This window comes from Acinetobacter sp. 1566109, from assembly GCF_000582255.1.
GTDB classification, from domain to species: domain Bacteria; phylum Pseudomonadota; class Gammaproteobacteria; order Pseudomonadales; family Moraxellaceae; genus Acinetobacter; species Acinetobacter nosocomialis.
This window is the reverse complement of record NZ_JEYB01000018.1, coordinates 1-17,029: the sequence shown is the minus strand read 5'-3', so window position 1 is coordinate 17,029 and position 17,029 is coordinate 1. Positions and strand designations below refer to the sequence as shown.

The window sequence follows — 17,029 nt, the reverse complement described above, 5'->3', positions numbered from 1 at the left end:
AAATAAACGTATATCAAATGTCTCGTTATTTTACGTAAAGTATGACTTTCATCATAGCTATTCAATTAAACGATAGCGTTATTGTTGCAGCTGACAATAAAAGAGTAACTTTAAATAAACATTCAAATATAGAATTTTCTACTACGAATGATTCTAAATTATATGCTTGGGAACAAGGTATTATTACGGGTACTGGAGAGTCATATGTTGTTCAGCAAACAGTTGATATTTTTAAAAATATAGCAAAATCTAAACTAATGGCTTTACCTGAATGTCTAGATATTTCTAAGAGAATACGTACCTTAGAATTAGGTCAAAACCTTGATCAAGTTCAAAATGGAAAACTACTTTGCTCTAGTTATGATCAAAAAGGTGCGCAATTATATAAAATTGAAAGATTTGATAAAACATCTCAACATACACTGAAAAAAGTTTCTCCCATGGAGATTATTATTTGGTTGTTTCATCCAAATGTAGACTTGATTGCAGATAATTTGAAGAGGCTCTATTCTGATCTCAGAGATTATTCTCTATTTTCAACACAAATTGATTGGATCAATTATTATATCAATAGAATTTCACTAATTTATCAAAAACAAAGTGGTGTCGATCCATATATGAGTCAAAGCTTTGATATCTTTTTTCAAACGAAAGATGAGCATTTCTTTGGGCATATTCCTAATACGCAAAATATTCCTTTAAGTTTTCAACAAGTTTTTAAAAAGAATAGCTATATTAAATAAATATAAAAAATGAAATAAAACTAGATTTTACAATGGCTATTACTAAGCATAGCCATAAAATTACTGGCTTAATGCTTTATTTGTTTGATAAAAAGTTATGTGTATTTTACAAAGAACTTTCATACTCCACATACCCATCTTCAATTGCAGGAATAATCTCTATAAACTCAAAGTAGGGTACTGTACAAAACTCAGAGTCTCGAATCGCATCAATCACAAAATAATAATCTTGCAGAGATGTCGTCTCAAACACAGCAATATCACTGGCTTTAGTGCTAAACGCTTCAACGTCATACCATCGAACTTTTACATTCGGGTACTTCTCAAAAATAGGTTCAAGCTTCTGTTTACTAAACTCAGCACGCTTTTCACGAGCTAAAGCCAACCAAGCAGGCAAAGCTCTTAAATGAATAAAAAAAGTATAGGTTCTAGGCATAACCACTCCATGACTGGGCCGAGTTGTAATTCAATTGAAAAACAGTATTTGCTTGTCATATCAATATGACTTAGTCAGTATATGAGTGATTACTCACATTAAATACTCGCATTTCGACTCATGTCAGAAACACTCCCAGACCCACGCAAACGCCCGCGTCAAGCACGCTCAGTGGCCACCTTTGAAGCTATTTTAGAGGCGGCTGCTCGCATTTTAGAGTCGTTAGGCTTTGCTGGATTTAACACAAATGCCGTGGCTGAACTTGCTGGCGTAAGCATTGGTAGCCTATATCAATACTTTCCATCTAAAGATGCTTTAATCGTCGAGTTAATTCGACGTGAGCGGGCCAAGCTATCAAATCATATTGTTGAAGCTATACAGCAAAGCGATGCCTCAGATTTAAAAGAAAACCTAAAACGCATCATACAGGCTGCTGTGCAACATCAATTGAGCCGTCCGCAGTTGGCACGAACACTAGAGTTTGCTTCTGAACTCATCGGAAAAGACATTGAAGAAAGTGAACTTCAACATGAGCTAGAAACCATAATTACTGACCTGTTTACTCGTTCTAGTATTTCACATGCGCAGACAGCCGCACAAGATGTGATTGCTTTAAGCAAAGGAATGATAAACGCAGCAGGTATAACAGGGGAAAGTGATTTAAATCATTTACAGCAGCGAGTTGAAAAAGCTGTATTTGGTTATTTGGATTTGAGCTAGCGTACATAAGCCAATGTTGCAGAAGAATTTTAAAGATCCTTCATCTCTATGGGTAATGTTTTTTAACTATGCTATATTTTTGATGCGCTTAGAATAATTTAGTGGAAAAATAGTTATGTTTAAAAGAAATTTTTATCGTATTTTTTTCTATTTATTTGTTTCTCTATTAACTTCAACTTATTTTAACTTAGTGGATGAGTTCTTTTCTGAGCTTTTAAAGGTACTTCAGATCGAAAATAAGTCTATTGTATATTTAATTGTTGCTTTGGGTATTTTTTTAACAAATCCCTATTTTCAAGAACTGTTTAGAAAAAGGATTAGAGAAGCATGCTTAATAAATTTTATGACATATCGATTGAATTTTGAAATTTCTAGATTTAAATAATTTCTCTTTAAAATATTATTTGTAGAAAAATAAAAAAGCCCAAGTACTATGAGTTGAGCTTTTGTTAAAAAATAAGACTATGATTTATATCAGATAAAAAATTACATTTCGCATAAGCTGTATTATGTTAATTTTAGAATACTTATATAATTACATACTTTAATTACCTAACTGCTTATTAGTTATCTTTTCCAATTTTTCACTAATAAATCTTTTTTCTGATTCCGCATCGGTATTTTCTAAAGCCTTGTTTAAATATTCTTTAGCCAATGATAACTGTCCTGTTTTTTCTTTATATTCAGCATACTCAATTAGTTCGTATGGACTAAGTTGAGGTCGTTCAGAGTCAATATAAATTTTTGTTATACCCTTAATTCCAAATAATCCTGCAACAAATAGAATGAGTAGAAACCCCATAGGGATCTCTGCAAATGTATTATGAATAGTCTTAATGACATAACACGATGCGAATAAGCAGGCAATAATTATAAAAAGTGCACCCGGCAATACAGGGTCTGCTTTAACGTTATCCACGATTTCATTTAAATTCGAGGTAACACGACCCACCGAGATACCTATGAAAATATAGGTGACAGGCAATAACCATTTTTTCAATTTTTCAGAGTTTAATCCCAATGCCAACCCTAAAGATACAATTGAAGCAATAGCTGAAACTATTGATAAAGCGTCCATAATTTTTTGATCTAATTAAAAACTATATTTTGTTGATTTCTATTAACTTTTGCAATCATAAAAAGACTATTAAATTAATGGCGCTTATACGAAATGAGGACTATAGGATCCTCATTTTTTTTGACTTCGAATAAGACATTTTATGTTAAGCCGATGATTAAAAGGCCCATGAATGGGGCCTATTGTATAAAATACAAACTTTTTATATAAAGGAATATAATTCTTTTTTATCTAAACAACGAGCTTTAAAACTATTATTTTCATCAAAAATCACATCATTTCTAGTAGTTTTAGTAAAACTTAAAGGCTCTTTTAAGTGGTCATTTAGATATCTATCATTTAATTGCTCTGTGGTCAGATTTTTAAAATCTAAAACCTCCAGACTAGGACCTTCTGCAAGGTTTGCAGAACCAGCTAATAATTCAGCTTTATCTCGAGAAACACCAATATATAGTTTAGCATGTGAATTGTTTATCTTTTTGCTACCGTCAATAGCAGGTAGGCTTAACTCATAATTTTCTAAAAAATCATAACCAATATCGAATGCTTCAGAAACTGCTTTTTTAAAAACATTTATTGTTTTTGTCTTTGTATAGATAGTTGCATCTTTATTTTTTGGAAATTGTTCAATTATACTAAATAAGGTATCTTTAATTTTTTCGTTACCTGCATAACTAGATTCGATGTAAGGTGAAATAATTAAGATCTTTTCATAAAAGAGGCCCCAGCGAGCAATTAATTTTTTTAAAATTTCCATAGCATCTTTTTTGAAAAAGTTCTAGAAATACGATCCACTAATGGTTCGGCATCAGGAATACTACCTAACCTAAACTGATCATACTCTAAAGATTCTGTGTAATTTGTATAAAAAATACCACTATACTCATTACCACAAGTACTTAAAAAATTAACTTTTATTACTGCATTCTCTGGATTACAGCCATAACCCTTCATGTCTATTGTGTAATATTTAGCTATTTCTATACATAAATGCTCATTCCAATTTTGTTCAAATGCTTTATATGCTAATTTTTCTAACTCACATTGACCACATTTACATTTATATAAAGGCAAAAAATTTAAATCGTATGAATGGTTTAAATCAAAAAAATTTTCTGTAAAAATTACAATATCTGTAACACGGAGATAATCAGAAGGTAATTCTCCATCATAATCAATAGTCCTAATCTCTTTTGCCCCACTTTTTATATATGATTCGTTTTTACTAGGGTTTAAACAAATAATTTTTGAAGTTCTACCACAACTAATACATTCAATAATTTTTTCCCCCTTATCATTTAATCCATCAAACTTAACCTCATGAAATTCTATTGTCTGTGTACAACTAGAATGTGGACATTTTACTTTCATTAACTTCTTACTGTAACTCATAAAATCTTTTAATATCATATGTTTAATATAATTTTTTAGATTATACTACTTTTAATACAATAACAATTCTATTAAAAGTAATATCTCCTATTTAACATAATGGTCGTTATCTGAAACCACATTTAAAAAGATTTTTAAAATCAGAATGTTAATAATTTTTATCTACTACAAAAAAAAGCAAAATTCCGATTTTGACACAAATCAGCTTTTTTATGAGAAATTTTGATAGTTCCCGCCAATCATTTTGACTAAAAAATACTCTGTATAACTTGAGCGATACATTTATGTGATACATTATTATCTATACAGATTTAAAGGTTTTATGGAACAGTATCTTAAAAGGAGATAACGTATGGGTGGGCTGATTATTGAAGATGCTACATTATGTGCGGTACTAAAACTTCTAAAGGAGGAGGGGGTTGATTTAAATGAACTGCAAAAGAAATATGCTCATCGATTAATGAATAATGAAATCCCAATAATTCCAGAAGACTATAGAGAAGAATCATTAATAATTTTAAGAAATGCGATAGATAATACCTAAGATTATGAAAGTATCTGATGCTTTAATTGTTGCCTTAGTAACTGTTATTATTAATTTTTTTATTCAATTGTTTTTTAAATATAAGGATAATAGGTCTCAACAATTATCAATTCAATTAGCTATTATTGCTGAGATTAAAGCTTTAAAAAAACTAATTGAACAAAGAAAGTACGTACAAGATATTCAAAATGTAGTTTTACATCTTGAAAAAAATAGAGGTTATAGAATAACGCTTTCATTAGATATTCAAGAAAATGTATTCCCTGTGTATTCCAGTAATTTAGACAAAATTGGTCAGTTATCTCCTAAAATAGCTCCTCAAGTTGTCACTTTTTATGCATTACTTTCCTCTATTCTACAAGATGTGAAAGTAGGGGGATTACTAAGCATACGAGAACAGGGAAATTACCAGAACTATAAGAATATCTATGATCTTTTAACTAATGCCTTAGAGATAGCCGATGAAATAATTAGTTCGAGACATAACTCGGTTTAACTTAAAATTTCTTTTCGAATTCAAAATTAGAATAAAAACTACTGATTATCACAACAGATATTCTTGTAGCTCTTTTTCAATTGTTTCGCTAATCACCATTGAATAGTCACTATCCTTAGTATCTAAATGACGCATTAACCACACATCTTGTTTTAAAGTTTGCTTAGGTAGTATGGGCACTAAAGCCGAAGCCTTTGCAACAAAACAAGGCAGGGCTGTAATTCCTTGTCCTTCAGTGACTGCTCGTAGTTGCGAGTGCATGTTATCAAAAGACAAAGCAGGGGTTGCATCTTGGGTGAGTTCACGCATCCATTGTGCCAAAAACGTATATTGAAGGCTTCTATCCCAACCGATTATACGATGATTTAATAAATCATCCGTTTCAGCATGTTCTGTGAAACTGGCGAGATAATCCTTACTACAATAAAGCCCATACTCTAGTTGGCCAAGGCGTCGAATAATGTAACGGCCACTTTCTGGTCGGACAAGTCGAAGAATAATGTCAGCTTCCCGTCGGGAAAAATCAACAGGAACGACACTTGTTGAGATTTCTAATTGTAAATCTGGGTGCTTTAGTTGCAATGCTGTTAGCTTTGACTGAAGCAACTGCTGCCCAATTAATTCAGGTAAAGCAATACGGAACAATGATTGTTGACCTTGATCATTGTAACGTTCCATCGCTATCAAATGCTCTTCTGCTTTTTCAGCCAAAGTAAAAAAATGTTTTCCAACGTGGGTGAGTGTATAGCCATCACTGTCTCGGGAAAAAAGAACCGCATTGAGGCTTTTCTCCAGTTCAACGGCTCTGCGATGTACGGTAGAAACACTAATACCAAGCAATTTTGCACTACGGCTCAACCCGCCAGTTCGCCCAATAGCTAACAAAATTTTAGTATCGTCCCAGTTCATACCTTTCCATATTTAGAAAATGCGTTTGCAATAAAAACTATAGTATCGCCGATGTTTAGATTTATACAATTCAAACAACCATTAGAAAGACTCAAAACTCATTATTTGAGACGACTAACCTTTTAGAGCTAAGGCATGTGTCGTTGCAATTAAATAAGATTTTCTGGTTATGGCAGGAGCTATTTCTGAGATCACAATATTAACAACAGAGGAGTTGTGCCATGACGACCATTTATGTAGTTGATGCATTTACTACCCAACCAAATACAGGAAATCGAGCTGGGGTTGTGCTAGATGCTGACCATTTTACGACTCAAGAGATGCAAGATATTGCTGCATTTGCAGGGTATTCAGAAACTGCTTTTGTTTTGTCACCTAAAGATCAAAGCCATGATATACATGTTCGATATTTTACCCCTACACATGAAGTCCCAATCTGTGGACATGCGACGATCGCTACTCATTTTTTACGTGCAACTACAGGCCACCAATCAGACTATCCATTAATCGCAAAAACAGGAGCTGGTCATTTACCCGTTTCAATATTCGGAAGTCCAGAAGAGTTATTGGTGAAAATGACTCAAGGTCGTGTAGAGTTTTTATCACCTTTTAATGCGAATCAAAGGGCTGAACTCGCAAGCGCATTGGGTGTGAGTGTGAATGATTTTACTGACTTACCAATACAAGTTGTCACGACGGGGCATTCCAAGGTGATGGTGCCAATGCTGAGCAGAAATAAGCTCGATGAATTAATTCCAAACAATGAAAAATTGAAAGCTATTAGTGCTGAAATAGGCTGCAATGGTTTTTTTCCCTTTGTCTTGGAAGGGAGTAGGCAAGAACCTATTACTTATGGTCGAATGTTTGCGCCTGCGATCGGTATAAATGAAGATCCGGTAACTGGTAATGCAAATGGTCCAGCGGGAGCGTACCTTGTTCACCATGATTTAATCGAATGTGACCAGAAAGTAAGTTATTGGGGGTATCAAGGTCTCGCAATAAAAAAACCGGGGCGAGTTCTAGTGACAGTTGAGAAAATAGATTCAATATTACACGTCAGTATTGCAGGTCAAGCCATTTTAGTTGGCTCAGTACTTTACTCAGGAAAAGATTGATTATATTTAAGAAATTATGACATTTTGAGTAATAAAAAAACCGCTATAGATAGCGGTTTTTTATTTAGTAGATACTTAATCTTACCAGCTTAACGCACCACCAGTTTGGTAGTCAGTTACGCGAGTTTCAAAGAAGTTCTTCTCTTTACGTAAGTCCATCATCTCAGACATCCACGCAAATGGGTTAGTTACACCAGCAAATTGCTCTGGTAAACCTAACTGAGATAAACGACGGTTACAGATGAATTTCAAATATTCTTCCATCATGCTTGCATTCATACCCAATACACCGCGTGGCATCGTGTCACGTGCATATTCGATTTCAAGCATAGTACCTTCAAGAATCATTTGAATGACTTCTTGTTGGAATTCGGCAGTCCAAAGGTGAGGGTTCTCAATCTTGATTTGGTTAATCATGTCGATACCAAAGTTCAAGTGCATCGACTCATCACGCAAGATGTATTGGAACTGCTCAGCAACACCGTTCATCTTGTTACGACGGCCCATACTCAAAATTTGAGTAAAGCCACAGTAGAAGAAGATCCCTTCAAGTACACAGTAGAACGCGATCAAGTTACGAAGTAAACGTTGGTCATTTTCAGGCGTACCTGTGTGGAAAGTAGGGTCACTTAATGATTGAGTATATTTCAAGCCCCAAGCTGCTTTACGTGCAACTGATGGAATCTCGCGGTACATGTTGAAGACTTCGCCTTCATCCATACCTAAAGATTCGATACAGTATTGGTAAGCGTGAGTGTGAATAGCTTCTTCAAACGCTTGACGCAAGATGTACTGACGGCATTCAGGGTTAGTAATGTGACGGTAAATCGCCAATACTAAGTTGTTTGCAACCAAAGAGTCCGCAGTCGAGAAGAAACCTAAAGAACGCATAACAATAGTACGCTCATCTTCAGTTAAGCCATTTTCAGACTTCCAAAGTGCGATGTCATGGTTCATGTTCACTTCTTGAGGCATCCAGTGGTTTGCACACCCGTCAAGATACTTCTGCCAAGCCCATTCATATTTAAACGGCACAAGCTGGTTCAAGTCAGCGCGACAGTTAATCATGGCTTTGTCGTCAACTTGAACGCGTTGCGCGCCCATTTCTAACTCTTCCAGGCCAGGAGCAACATCCAAATGTTCTAAGGCTTCAGATGCTCGAGCCATTGAATCGGTTGGATTTGTTGATCGCACGGAATGGGTTCCAGCGGATTGTGGAGCTGCCACGCTCTGCGATGATGGCTGCGCAGCAGATACATTCTGCGAATCAGACGTTTTTTCCGGTTGGATGGGCGCAGACTTGTGTTCAGGTGCAGCCGGTTTTTGCGAATCATCTTCAAAATCGTCCCAACTAAGGATAGACATTGTTGTTCTCTCTTCGTTGTATATATCTATGTTCGACATCTCTAAACGAAGATGTCACTACTATACGCTTATAATGTGTAAACAAAATTAAGTTTTATCGATGTATGACCAAATTTTGGGCCTTTGGTCCATCATCCCTACAACTTATTTTGCTTACGCTGTTGTTTACGGATTTTAAAAAAGGCGTAAACCATAGGCGTATAAAAGAAAATAAAGGCAAAGATTAAGATTCCAACACCAAGCATATAGTTATGGCTGAGATGAGAAAACATAATCTTTACCTCGTTTAAAGTTGCTCTTTTGTTTAAAGAGCAACTTTATTGAATATTATTGGCAAGCTTCGCAATCTGGGTTGTCGATTGAACAAGCCATAGGAACCGGAGCTGCTTGAGTAAAGCCGTCTTCTTCAACTGCTTCAGGCTTTTTCGCTTCTACTACTGGCGCTGCTGCAGGTGCTGCCGCTTCTACAGTTGCAGGTTTAACCGCGTTTAACGCACCTGTGTTAATTGTAGATTTTTCAGCAGAAGTTGCACCTAAAGCTCGGAGGTAATAAGTCGTCTTAAGACCACGTAACCAAGCCATCTTATAAGTAATGTCAAGTTTCTTACCGTTTGCACCAGAGATGTAAAGGTTAAGAGACTGTGCTTGATCAATCCATTTTTGACGGCGTGATGCAGCATCAACAATCCAACGTGGCTCAACTTCAAACGCAGTAGCAAAGATTGCTTTTAATTCTTCAGGAATACGAGCAATTTTTTGTACTGAACCTTCAAAGTGTTTAAGGTCGTTAACCATTACTGTGTCCCAAAGACCACGGTCTTTTAATGCACGAACAAGGTAAGGGTTAATAACAGTGAACTCACCAGACAAGTTAGATTTCACATATAAGTTTTGGAATGTTGGCTCAATAGACTGAGAAACACCACAAATGTTTGAAATGGTTGCAGTTGGAGCAATCGCCATTACGTTTGAGTTACGCATACCGTCTTTTTGAACTTTGGCACGTAAAGTGTCCCAGTCTAAACGTTGAGTACGGTCAACTTCGAACATACGTTCTGGACGAGATTTAGCAACAATTTCTAAAGAGTCGATTGGAAGGATACCTTGATCCCACAATGAACCTTTGAATGTTGAGTAAGCACCACGTTCAACAGCCAAGTCACTTGAAGTTTGGATTGCATAGTAGCTAATCACTTCCATTGACTCGTCAGCAAAGTTCACAGCTTCATCAGAACCGTAAGCCATACCCATTTCGTAAAGCGCATCTTGGAAGCCCATGATACCCATACCAACAGGACGGTGTTTCAAGTTAGAGTTTTTCGCTTGTGGTACAGCGTAGTAGTTAATGTCGATAACGTTATCGAGCATACGAACTGCTGTTTTAACCGTACGCGCTAACTTTTCACGGTCTAATACGCCGCCTTTAACGTGTTGAACAAGGTTGATCGAACCTAAGTTACATACTGCAATTTCGTCTTGGTTAGTGTTTAACGTAATTTCAGTACATAGGTTAGATGAGTGAACTACGCCAACGTGTTGTTGTGGTGAACGTAAGTTACATACATCTTTAAACGTGATCCATGGGTGACCAGTTTCGAACAACATAGAAAGCATTTTACGCCATAAGTCTTTCGCACGTACTTTCTTGTGCAACATGTTCTGTTCTTTCGCAACAGACTCATAGTATGCATAGCGTTCAGCAAACTCAGCACCGGTTAAATCGTGGAGGTCTGGAGTTTCAGATGGAGTAAATAGTGTCCATTCGCCATCTTCAAACACACGTTGCATAAATAGGTCAGGAACCCAGTTTGCAGTGTTCATGTCATGAGTACGACGACGGTCATCACCAGTGTTTTTACGAAGTTCTAAAAATTCTTCGATATCTAAGTGCCAAGTTTCTAGGTAGGCACACACAGCACCTTTACGCTTACCACCTTGGTTTACCGCAACAGCAGTATCGTTCGCAACTTTAAGGAATGGAACAACACCCTGAGATTTACCGTTTGTACCTTTAATATAAGAGTTCAAGGCACGTACAGGTGTCCAGTCGTTACCTAAACCACCCGCCCATTTAGAGAGCATCGCGTTGTCACGCATTGCACCATAAATGTCATAAAGGTCGTCACCAATCGTTGTTAAGTAACAACTTGAAAGCTGTGGACGTAATGTACCTGAGTTAAACAGGGTAGGCGTAGAAGCCATATAGTCAAAGCTAGACAACAAGTTATAAAACTCGATTGCACGCTCTTCTTTATCTTGCTCATTCAGTGCAAGACCCATTGACACACGCATGAAGAATAATTGTGGTAATTCGAAGCGAACGCCGTTTGAGTGAATGAAGTAACGGTCAAATAGAGTCTGTAAACCTAAGTAGGTAAACTGGTTAGAACGTTCAGGCTGAATCGCTGCTGCTAGTTTTTCTAAATCGAACTTAAGCAAGTCTGGTGAAAGCAAATCAAGCTCTACACCTTTTTTCAAGAATGCTTCAAGTGCATTATTTTCAGCTGTATCTGCCGGTAAACCTAAGAATGCTAAACCAGTGCTGACCAACTCATCACGGAGCAAACGCGCAGTTACGTATGTATAGTTAGGTTCTTGTTCGATACGTGTACGTGTTGCCATCATCATGGTTGTTGCAATATCGCTTTCTTTTACGCCGTTATATAAGTTTTTAACGGTTTCATCGATAATTGCTTCAACCTCAATACCTTCTAAGCCTTCAGCAGCTCTATTTACAGTTGCTTTCAGTGCACTTAAATCAAGTGGTTGAAGCTGACCGTTTGCATCAGTAACTTGCAAGGTAGGGTGGTGGTTTGAATTTGTTTGCTGACGAGCGCTAGCACGTTGTTCGCGGTAAATTACATAAGCGCGGGCAACTTTTTGTTCCCCAGTACGCATTAAAGCAAGTTCTACTTGATCTTGAATTTCTTCAATATGGATCGTACCGCCCGATGGTAAACGGCGTTTAAAAGTATTTAATACCATTTCCGTCAACTGGGTAATACGGTCATGAATACGGCTTGAATCCGAACTCTGTTGACCTTCCACAGCAAGAAAAGCTTTACCAATCGCAACAGAAATTTTCTCTGCATCAAATGCAGCAACATCTCCAGTACGCTTAATCACCTGAATTTGACCAGGAGTCGAAGTAATTACGCTCATGCCAGCATAGCTCCATTGTCACTTTTGTTATGTTCATAGACCGTTTGAACCGAGCAAAAAACATGCCACGATATTTGAGGGATAAACACAAGACTTAGTAGTTAAAGTTTATTTTCAACACAAGATACGGGATTTTTTAAGCTAGATCAATCTTGACTTTTTAGTAATTTTTTATCTGTATGATTTGTCGGGAGATAGCATACCAAAGCTATGAAAAAACACTTATAGATAACTTTGTGGATAACTCAAAAAACAAGCACTTGAGCGAATTTAAATTCATCAAAGAAATAATTTGTTTAATATTCATACATAGGAAATATGAATAGATTATGACATATAAGAATAATAAACAGATATCAAAAATACTTGAAAATTCAAAGGTTAATAAAATGCAACAAAACATGGTTGTCATGTATCAGTTTGGTGAACGCCTACTTGTTTACAATGTAAACGTGTGTATATTGCAAATGATAAACGAATGTATCTGCAAGATTTTTAAGATGCATGTAATGAGATTTATAGGGGCAATGATATGAGCCAAGAAGAAAAGTTACCAAAGATTCTGATCGTTGAAGACGACGAGCGTTTAGCGCGATTAACTCAAGAATATTTAATCCGCAACGGTTTGGAAGTTGGTGTAGAAACTGACGGTAACCGTGCAATTCGTCGTATTATTAGTGAACAACCAGATCTTGTGATCTTGGATGTCATGTTGCCGGGTGCAGATGGTTTAACCGTTTGTCGTGAAGTTCGTCCACACTACCATCAACCAATTTTGATGTTGACTGCACGTACTGAAGACATGGACCAAGTACTTGGTCTAGAAATGGGTGCAGACGATTATGTCGCTAAACCGGTTCAACCACGTGTATTATTAGCGCGTATTCGTGCACTATTACGTCGCACAGATAAAACTGTTGAAGATGAAGTTGCTCAACGTATCGAGTTTGACGACCTAGTCATCGACAATGGCGGCCGCTCTGTAACGTTAAACGGTGAACTTGTTGACTTTACAAGTGCTGAATATGACTTGTTATGGTTGCTTGCATCAAACGCTGGTCGTATTTTATCGCGTGAAGATATCTTCGAACGTTTACGTGGTATCGAATACGATGGTCAAGACCGTTCAATCGACGTACGTATTTCGCGTATTCGTCCAAAAATTGGCGATGATCCTGAAAATCCAAAACGTATTAAAACTGTACGTAGTAAAGGTTACTTGTTTGTTAAAGAAACCAATGGATTGTAAAATCTGATTAAACTTCCTATAAGGTTGGTCGAGTGTTTAAACACAGTATATTCCTGCGAATATATGCGGGGCTGGTAATTCTTGTTGTTTTGGTGGCTGTTTTTGGGTATTTACTGGTACAAATTATCAACTACCAACGCGCACAAGAATACCGAGAATCTTTAACTGATGGTATTTCTTATGTCATTAGTGAAGGGGTCGCTCGACAACCTGGGAAGCAGCAAAAGATAGATTGGATTTCTGATGCATCTGATTTGCTCGAACTTCCAATTTACTATACTGATGCAAGTAAGGTTGAATTGTCTCGAACCGAGAAAAAGCGGATCGAAGCACAGAAATCTGTTGTTCATTACGATGCCAGTAATAGCATTGCGTATGTCATTATTGGTTTGCGTGACGACCCACAACATTATCTATCTATAAAAGTCGACAAAATTAGTGAACGCCAAATGAAGGCGCTCCCTATTTTTGTACTCGACTACTTAATGTTTTATCCGGGGCAGGAACAAGAGTACCTTGCCAAGATTCAAAAACACTTTTCATATCCAATCAATATTCAAAACATTCAAGATGTAAATCTGGACTCTGAACAGATTGGACGTTTACGCCAAGACCAAAGTGTCATGTTGTATAAAGATAGTGCAACAGTACGTGGTACGACCATTTCGATTGTCTCTCCAATCCCGAATCATCCTGCACAAGTGTTGGTGTTGGGCCCAGTTCCAATGTTTAACTGGATGCCTTTACAGCTTTCTGCGGGTATTACCTTATTTAGCTTATTCTTATTAAGTTTGGGTGTTTACGGTTTGATTTTGCCGCTAGAGCGCAAAATTCGACAAGTGCGTTATGCATTAAACCGTATGAAATCGGGTGATTTGTCATTGCGTGTTCCGATTGAAGGAAGTGACGAAATGGCTAACTTGGCTTCAAGTTATAACAATATGTCTGATCATATCCAGCGTTTGATTGAAGCTCAACGTGAGTTAATGAGAGCGGTATCTCATGAACTCAGAACGCCTGTGGCACGTATTCGCTTTGGTACAGAAATGTTAGCCGAAGAAGATGACTACAATCACCGTATGCATCAGGTCGACATGATTGATAAAGATATTGAAGCACTCAATACCTTAATTGATGAAATCATGACTTACGCAAAACTAGAGCAGGGTACACCTTCACTAGATTTTGCAGAAATTGTACTCTTTGAAGTGTTGGATCAGGTTGCAGTTGAAACCGAAGCGTTAAAAACACAGAAAGAAATTGAACTCATTCCACCACCTTTATATGTGAAAGTAGATGCAGAGCGTCGTTACCTTCACCGTGTTGTACAAAACCTAGTAGGTAATGCTGTTCGTTATTGTGATAACAAAGTGCGTATTACTGGTGGTATTCACAGCGATGGCATGGCTTTTGTCTGTGTTGAAGATGATGGTCCCGGTATTCCTGAACAAGATCGTAAACGTGTATTTGAAGCCTTTGCACGTTTAGATGATAGCCGTACACGTGCATCTGGTGGGTATGGTTTAGGACTTTCGATTGTAAGCCGTATTGCTTATTGGTTTGGTGGTGAAATTAAAGTAGATGAAAGCCCAAGCTTGGGAGGCGCACGTTTTATCATGACGTGGCCAGCACATCGCTTTAAACAGCCGCCATTAAAGGCAAATAAAAAAGCACCTGCATAAGGTGCTTTTTTATTGGTTTATTTATAATTGAGTGGCATCAGGTTCTAAAATTGGTTTCCCGCTTCTTAAACTGTTTAGCGCATCTGTATTAAAGTCAATTAACAGCGAATTGTTTTTAGCATCGATTTGATATTTTTGAATAAGAGGCTGGTCTCCATTCAAAGTTTCAACTCTATATGAATCCGCAATATGTAAAATGCCTTCTAGATTTGTTGTGGTTGACGCGAAATCTTGTCTAAAAATTTCATAGACATCTCGCAAGTCAAAAATGGCATTATCTGCATCTGGGTGTTTTTGAATATAGCTTTCTATATGTCGCACGAGTAATTGTGCAAACAAGTAATAGTCTGGTTTATGCGTATATTCTAGATTCATACATTTTTCTCCTTATTATCTGTTATTAGCATACATGGCAAAACAGAAGTTATTGTATAAAATTCATTACACTAGATGATGACTTTAAAATATTACAAAGAAATAAAAACTCGGTTACGTCCTTGGCGCTTTGCTTGATAGAGTGCGTCATCTGCTTCTTTAAACAAGCTTTCAATAGATCGGTGGTAGTTTGGAGAATATAAGCTAATGCCAATACTGACCTGTACAAAAATAGGTAATTTGCCATAAACATATATTGGTTGCTGACTAATTTTAATGCGTATTCTTTCTGCAAGTTCAAAAGCAGCTTCTTTAGTCGTGTCAGGAATGAAAATTGCGAATTCCTCACCTCCAAAACGACCCAGTAAGTCATGAGGGTGCAGAATATTTTGTATAGTGGTTACACAGGTTTGTAAGGCTCTATCACCAATCAAGTGACCATAACTGTCATTCACCTTTTTAAAATGGTCGACATCCAACATAAAAAATGCAGAGGTTTTATGTTCTTTTTGTACTTTTTCTTGGAGTAAACGAACCGATTGTAAAAACTGACGTCGAGTTAAACTCGATGTGAGTTCATCATGGGCAATAGCATGTTGTAATTTTTGAATTAATTCAGAATGAAGTGCACTAATACTGGAAACAGTAAGTGGTGCAATGGTCATCATGATTAGCCCTATACGGATAGAAATAGTATTGCTTAAATAATCTTGTGGATACAGTAATAAATAATGACCAGAGACATGATAAATAATATACGCACTCGTAAAAGAGGTAATGAGAGCCACAATGATGGGTTTATAGCGTATAGCGCACCAGATTAATGCGGCAATTGGATAGAGTAGGGAACCTGGACCTGAGTCATAATAACTGACAGCTATTGAAATGAGGACAGCCAATAAAGGCAGAAAATCAACAGCCTTTACATATACTTGATTACCTTTAATGTAGTTTTTTATTTTAAGGTAAGGAGGGGAATTTAAAATGATTGGCAATAACAGTAAGGCATTTTGAAGTTCTGATGTGACCCAATAACCAAATTCAGCCCAAAAACTGCCAATCATAAATTTGGTATTAAACATCGGTACAAAAGTTGCTGCAAAAAAAGCACCGGTTATGCTACCAATACCGCACAGAGCAAATAAAACCAAGTAAGAATAGCCTCGATAGGCAGCTTTTATATAACGGCCAAATAACATTGCAAGTGCTAATGTCATGACGACATATAGGTAATTTGAGGCAGTTAAAATAAGGGTGAGAAAAAGAGGAGTGCCCTTAACTAAATCGGCAATCATGTAACCGATAAAAGCTCCTGCAAAACTACCGACTTGTCGTGTTTGTGGAAATCGAATGAGTAGACCTAAAAATACGGAGTTAGCAGGCCAGAAAAATGCAAGAAAACTAAGGGGGCGAGATGCAATTCCAATAAAGCAGCATATTGAAATAATGAGAGTAAATAGGAAAAAAAACTTCAGGGAAGAAGAAAATGAAAATTCACGAAGTGAGTATGGCATCAGCTGCCCTTAATGATAAACACTCTTATCCAAGAGTAATAAAATATTAATGCATGATTAAACATTCATCATAATTCAGAGGGGAAGATGAATACAATAAAAAACAGTCTAATATTATAAAAAAGTAAGGTGTTTATTTTGACCGATTGAGCAATTGTGCAAATAATATTAAAAATCAAAAAATGAAAAAAATCATTACAACTAAGAAAACTATCAAATAAACCGATTATAAGCGGTGAAACCCCCTCT

At 36.6% G+C, this 17,029-nt stretch carries 19 protein-coding genes; 9 read left to right on the top strand and 10 right to left on the bottom strand.

The genetic code is table 11. From position 1 onward, the window contains the following. Positions 1-41 precede the first annotated feature (41 nt). Positions 42-743 carry a hypothetical protein gene (locus J582_RS13735; RefSeq protein ID WP_032048068.1) on the top strand — a complete coding sequence of 234 codons (702 nt, stop codon included), beginning with the start codon at positions 42-44 and terminating at the stop codon, positions 741-743. A 106-nt stretch (positions 744-849) separates the two neighbouring features. On the opposite strand, the gene J582_RS13730 is transcribed toward J582_RS13735, so the two are convergent. After that, complete coding sequence (locus J582_RS13730; RefSeq protein ID WP_032048066.1) at positions 850-1,179, bottom strand: darcynin family protein; 330 nt, start codon at positions 1,177-1,179, stop codon at positions 850-852. A gap of 120 nt (positions 1,180-1,299) precedes the next feature. Between J582_RS13730 and J582_RS13725 the strand changes: the two genes are divergently transcribed. Both J582_RS13725 and J582_RS27265 read left to right on the top strand, forming a co-directional pair. Next, positions 1,300-1,899 carry a TetR/AcrR family transcriptional regulator gene (locus tag J582_RS13725; protein WP_032048065.1) on the top strand — a complete coding sequence of 200 codons (600 nt, stop codon included), beginning with the start codon at positions 1,300-1,302 and terminating at the stop codon, positions 1,897-1,899. A 115-nt stretch (positions 1,900-2,014) separates the two neighbouring features. Further along, positions 2,015-2,284 carry a hypothetical protein gene (locus tag J582_RS27265; RefSeq protein WP_032009299.1) on the top strand — a complete coding sequence of 90 codons (270 nt, stop codon included), beginning with the start codon at positions 2,015-2,017 and terminating at the stop codon, positions 2,282-2,284. Positions 2,285-2,443: 159 nt separating this feature from the next. Here J582_RS27265 and J582_RS13720 read toward each other — a convergent pair whose 3' ends face one another. The 3 genes from J582_RS13720 to J582_RS13710 all read right to left on the bottom strand — a co-directional run bounded on the left by J582_RS13720 (position 2,444) and on the right by J582_RS13710 (position 4,348). Continuing rightward, complete coding sequence (locus J582_RS13720; protein WP_032048064.1) at positions 2,444-2,977, bottom strand: hypothetical protein; 534 nt, start codon at positions 2,975-2,977, stop codon at positions 2,444-2,446. 202 nt (positions 2,978-3,179) lie between these two features. Continuing rightward, positions 3,180-3,734, bottom strand: coding sequence for a hypothetical protein (locus J582_RS13715; RefSeq protein WP_032048063.1), 555 nt, complete (start codon positions 3,732-3,734; stop codon positions 3,180-3,182). Then, positions 3,722-4,348 (bottom strand): hypothetical protein, encoded by a 627-nt coding sequence (locus J582_RS13710; protein WP_032048062.1) that lies wholly within the window; start codon positions 4,346-4,348, stop codon positions 3,722-3,724. Before J582_RS13710 ends, J582_RS13715 begins: the two co-directional genes overlap by 13 nt. Before the next feature lie 373 nt (positions 4,349-4,721). On the opposite strand from J582_RS13710, the gene J582_RS13705 reads away from it, so the two are divergent. Together J582_RS13705 and J582_RS13700 are read left to right on the top strand one after the other, a co-directional pair. Continuing rightward, entirely contained in the window at positions 4,722-4,913 is a 192-nt protein-coding gene (locus J582_RS13705; RefSeq protein WP_032041330.1) for a hypothetical protein, read from the top strand. Positions 4,914-4,917: 4 nt separating this feature from the next. Then, the gene (locus J582_RS13700) at positions 4,918-5,409 is read left to right on the top strand and encodes a hypothetical protein (protein ID WP_032041329.1); all 492 of its coding nucleotides are present in this window, start codon (positions 4,918-4,920) and stop codon (positions 5,407-5,409) included. 48 nt (positions 5,410-5,457) lie between these two features. Here the strand turns inward: J582_RS13700 and J582_RS13695 are convergent, their stop codons facing one another. Beyond that, entirely contained in the window at positions 5,458-6,318 is an 861-nt protein-coding gene (locus J582_RS13695) for a LysR family transcriptional regulator (protein ID WP_032048061.1), read from the bottom strand. Positions 6,319-6,539: 221 nt separating this feature from the next. On the opposite strand from J582_RS13695, the gene J582_RS13690 reads away from it, so the two are divergent. After that, positions 6,540-7,433, top strand: coding sequence for a PhzF family isomerase (locus J582_RS13690; protein WP_032048060.1), 894 nt, complete (start codon positions 6,540-6,542; stop codon positions 7,431-7,433). Between the two features lie 81 nt (positions 7,434-7,514). Here J582_RS13690 and J582_RS13685 read toward each other — a convergent pair whose 3' ends face one another. From J582_RS13685 to J582_RS13675, 3 genes are all read right to left on the bottom strand, one after another. Further along, positions 7,515-8,798, bottom strand: coding sequence for a ribonucleotide-diphosphate reductase subunit beta (locus J582_RS13685; RefSeq protein ID WP_004710391.1), 1,284 nt, complete (start codon positions 8,796-8,798; stop codon positions 7,515-7,517). A gap of 137 nt (positions 8,799-8,935) precedes the next feature. Further along, complete coding sequence (locus J582_RS25965) at positions 8,936-9,070, bottom strand: hypothetical protein (protein WP_002050433.1); 135 nt, start codon at positions 9,068-9,070, stop codon at positions 8,936-8,938. 55 nt (positions 9,071-9,125) lie between these two features. Then, positions 9,126-11,960: a ribonucleoside-diphosphate reductase subunit alpha gene (locus J582_RS13675; protein WP_004888625.1), complete on the bottom strand. Its 2,835-nt coding sequence runs from the start codon at positions 11,958-11,960 to the stop codon at positions 9,126-9,128. Positions 11,961-12,289: 329 nt separating this feature from the next. Between J582_RS13675 and J582_RS0104710 the strand changes: the two genes are divergently transcribed. From J582_RS0104710 to bfmS, 3 genes are read left to right on the top strand one after another with little or no spacing between them, the layout of a single operon-like run. Next, positions 12,290-12,496 carry a hypothetical protein gene (locus J582_RS0104710; protein ID WP_017393245.1) on the top strand — a complete coding sequence of 69 codons (207 nt, stop codon included), beginning with the start codon at positions 12,290-12,292 and terminating at the stop codon, positions 12,494-12,496. After that, entirely contained in the window at positions 12,493-13,209 is a 717-nt protein-coding gene (bfmR, locus tag J582_RS13670) for a response regulator transcription factor BfmR (protein WP_032048059.1), read from the top strand. The genes J582_RS0104710 and bfmR overlap by 4 nt, the downstream gene beginning before the upstream one ends. A 32-nt stretch (positions 13,210-13,241) precedes the next feature. Then, a complete protein-coding gene (bfmS, locus tag J582_RS13665) occupies positions 13,242-14,891 on the top strand; it encodes a sensor histidine kinase BfmS (protein WP_032048057.1) in 1,650 nt (549 codons plus the stop codon). 21 nt (positions 14,892-14,912) lie between these two features. Here bfmS and J582_RS13660 read toward each other — a convergent pair whose 3' ends face one another. Together J582_RS13660 and J582_RS13655 are read right to left on the bottom strand one after the other, a co-directional pair. Continuing rightward, positions 14,913-15,266 (bottom strand): hypothetical protein, encoded by a 354-nt coding sequence (locus J582_RS13660; RefSeq protein WP_002050462.1) that lies wholly within the window; start codon positions 15,264-15,266, stop codon positions 14,913-14,915. Positions 15,267-15,358: 92 nt separating this feature from the next. Further along, a complete protein-coding gene (locus J582_RS13655) occupies positions 15,359-16,780 on the bottom strand; it encodes a sensor domain-containing diguanylate cyclase (protein ID WP_032048055.1) in 1,422 nt (473 codons plus the stop codon). Between the last annotated feature and the right edge of the window lie 249 nt (positions 16,781-17,029).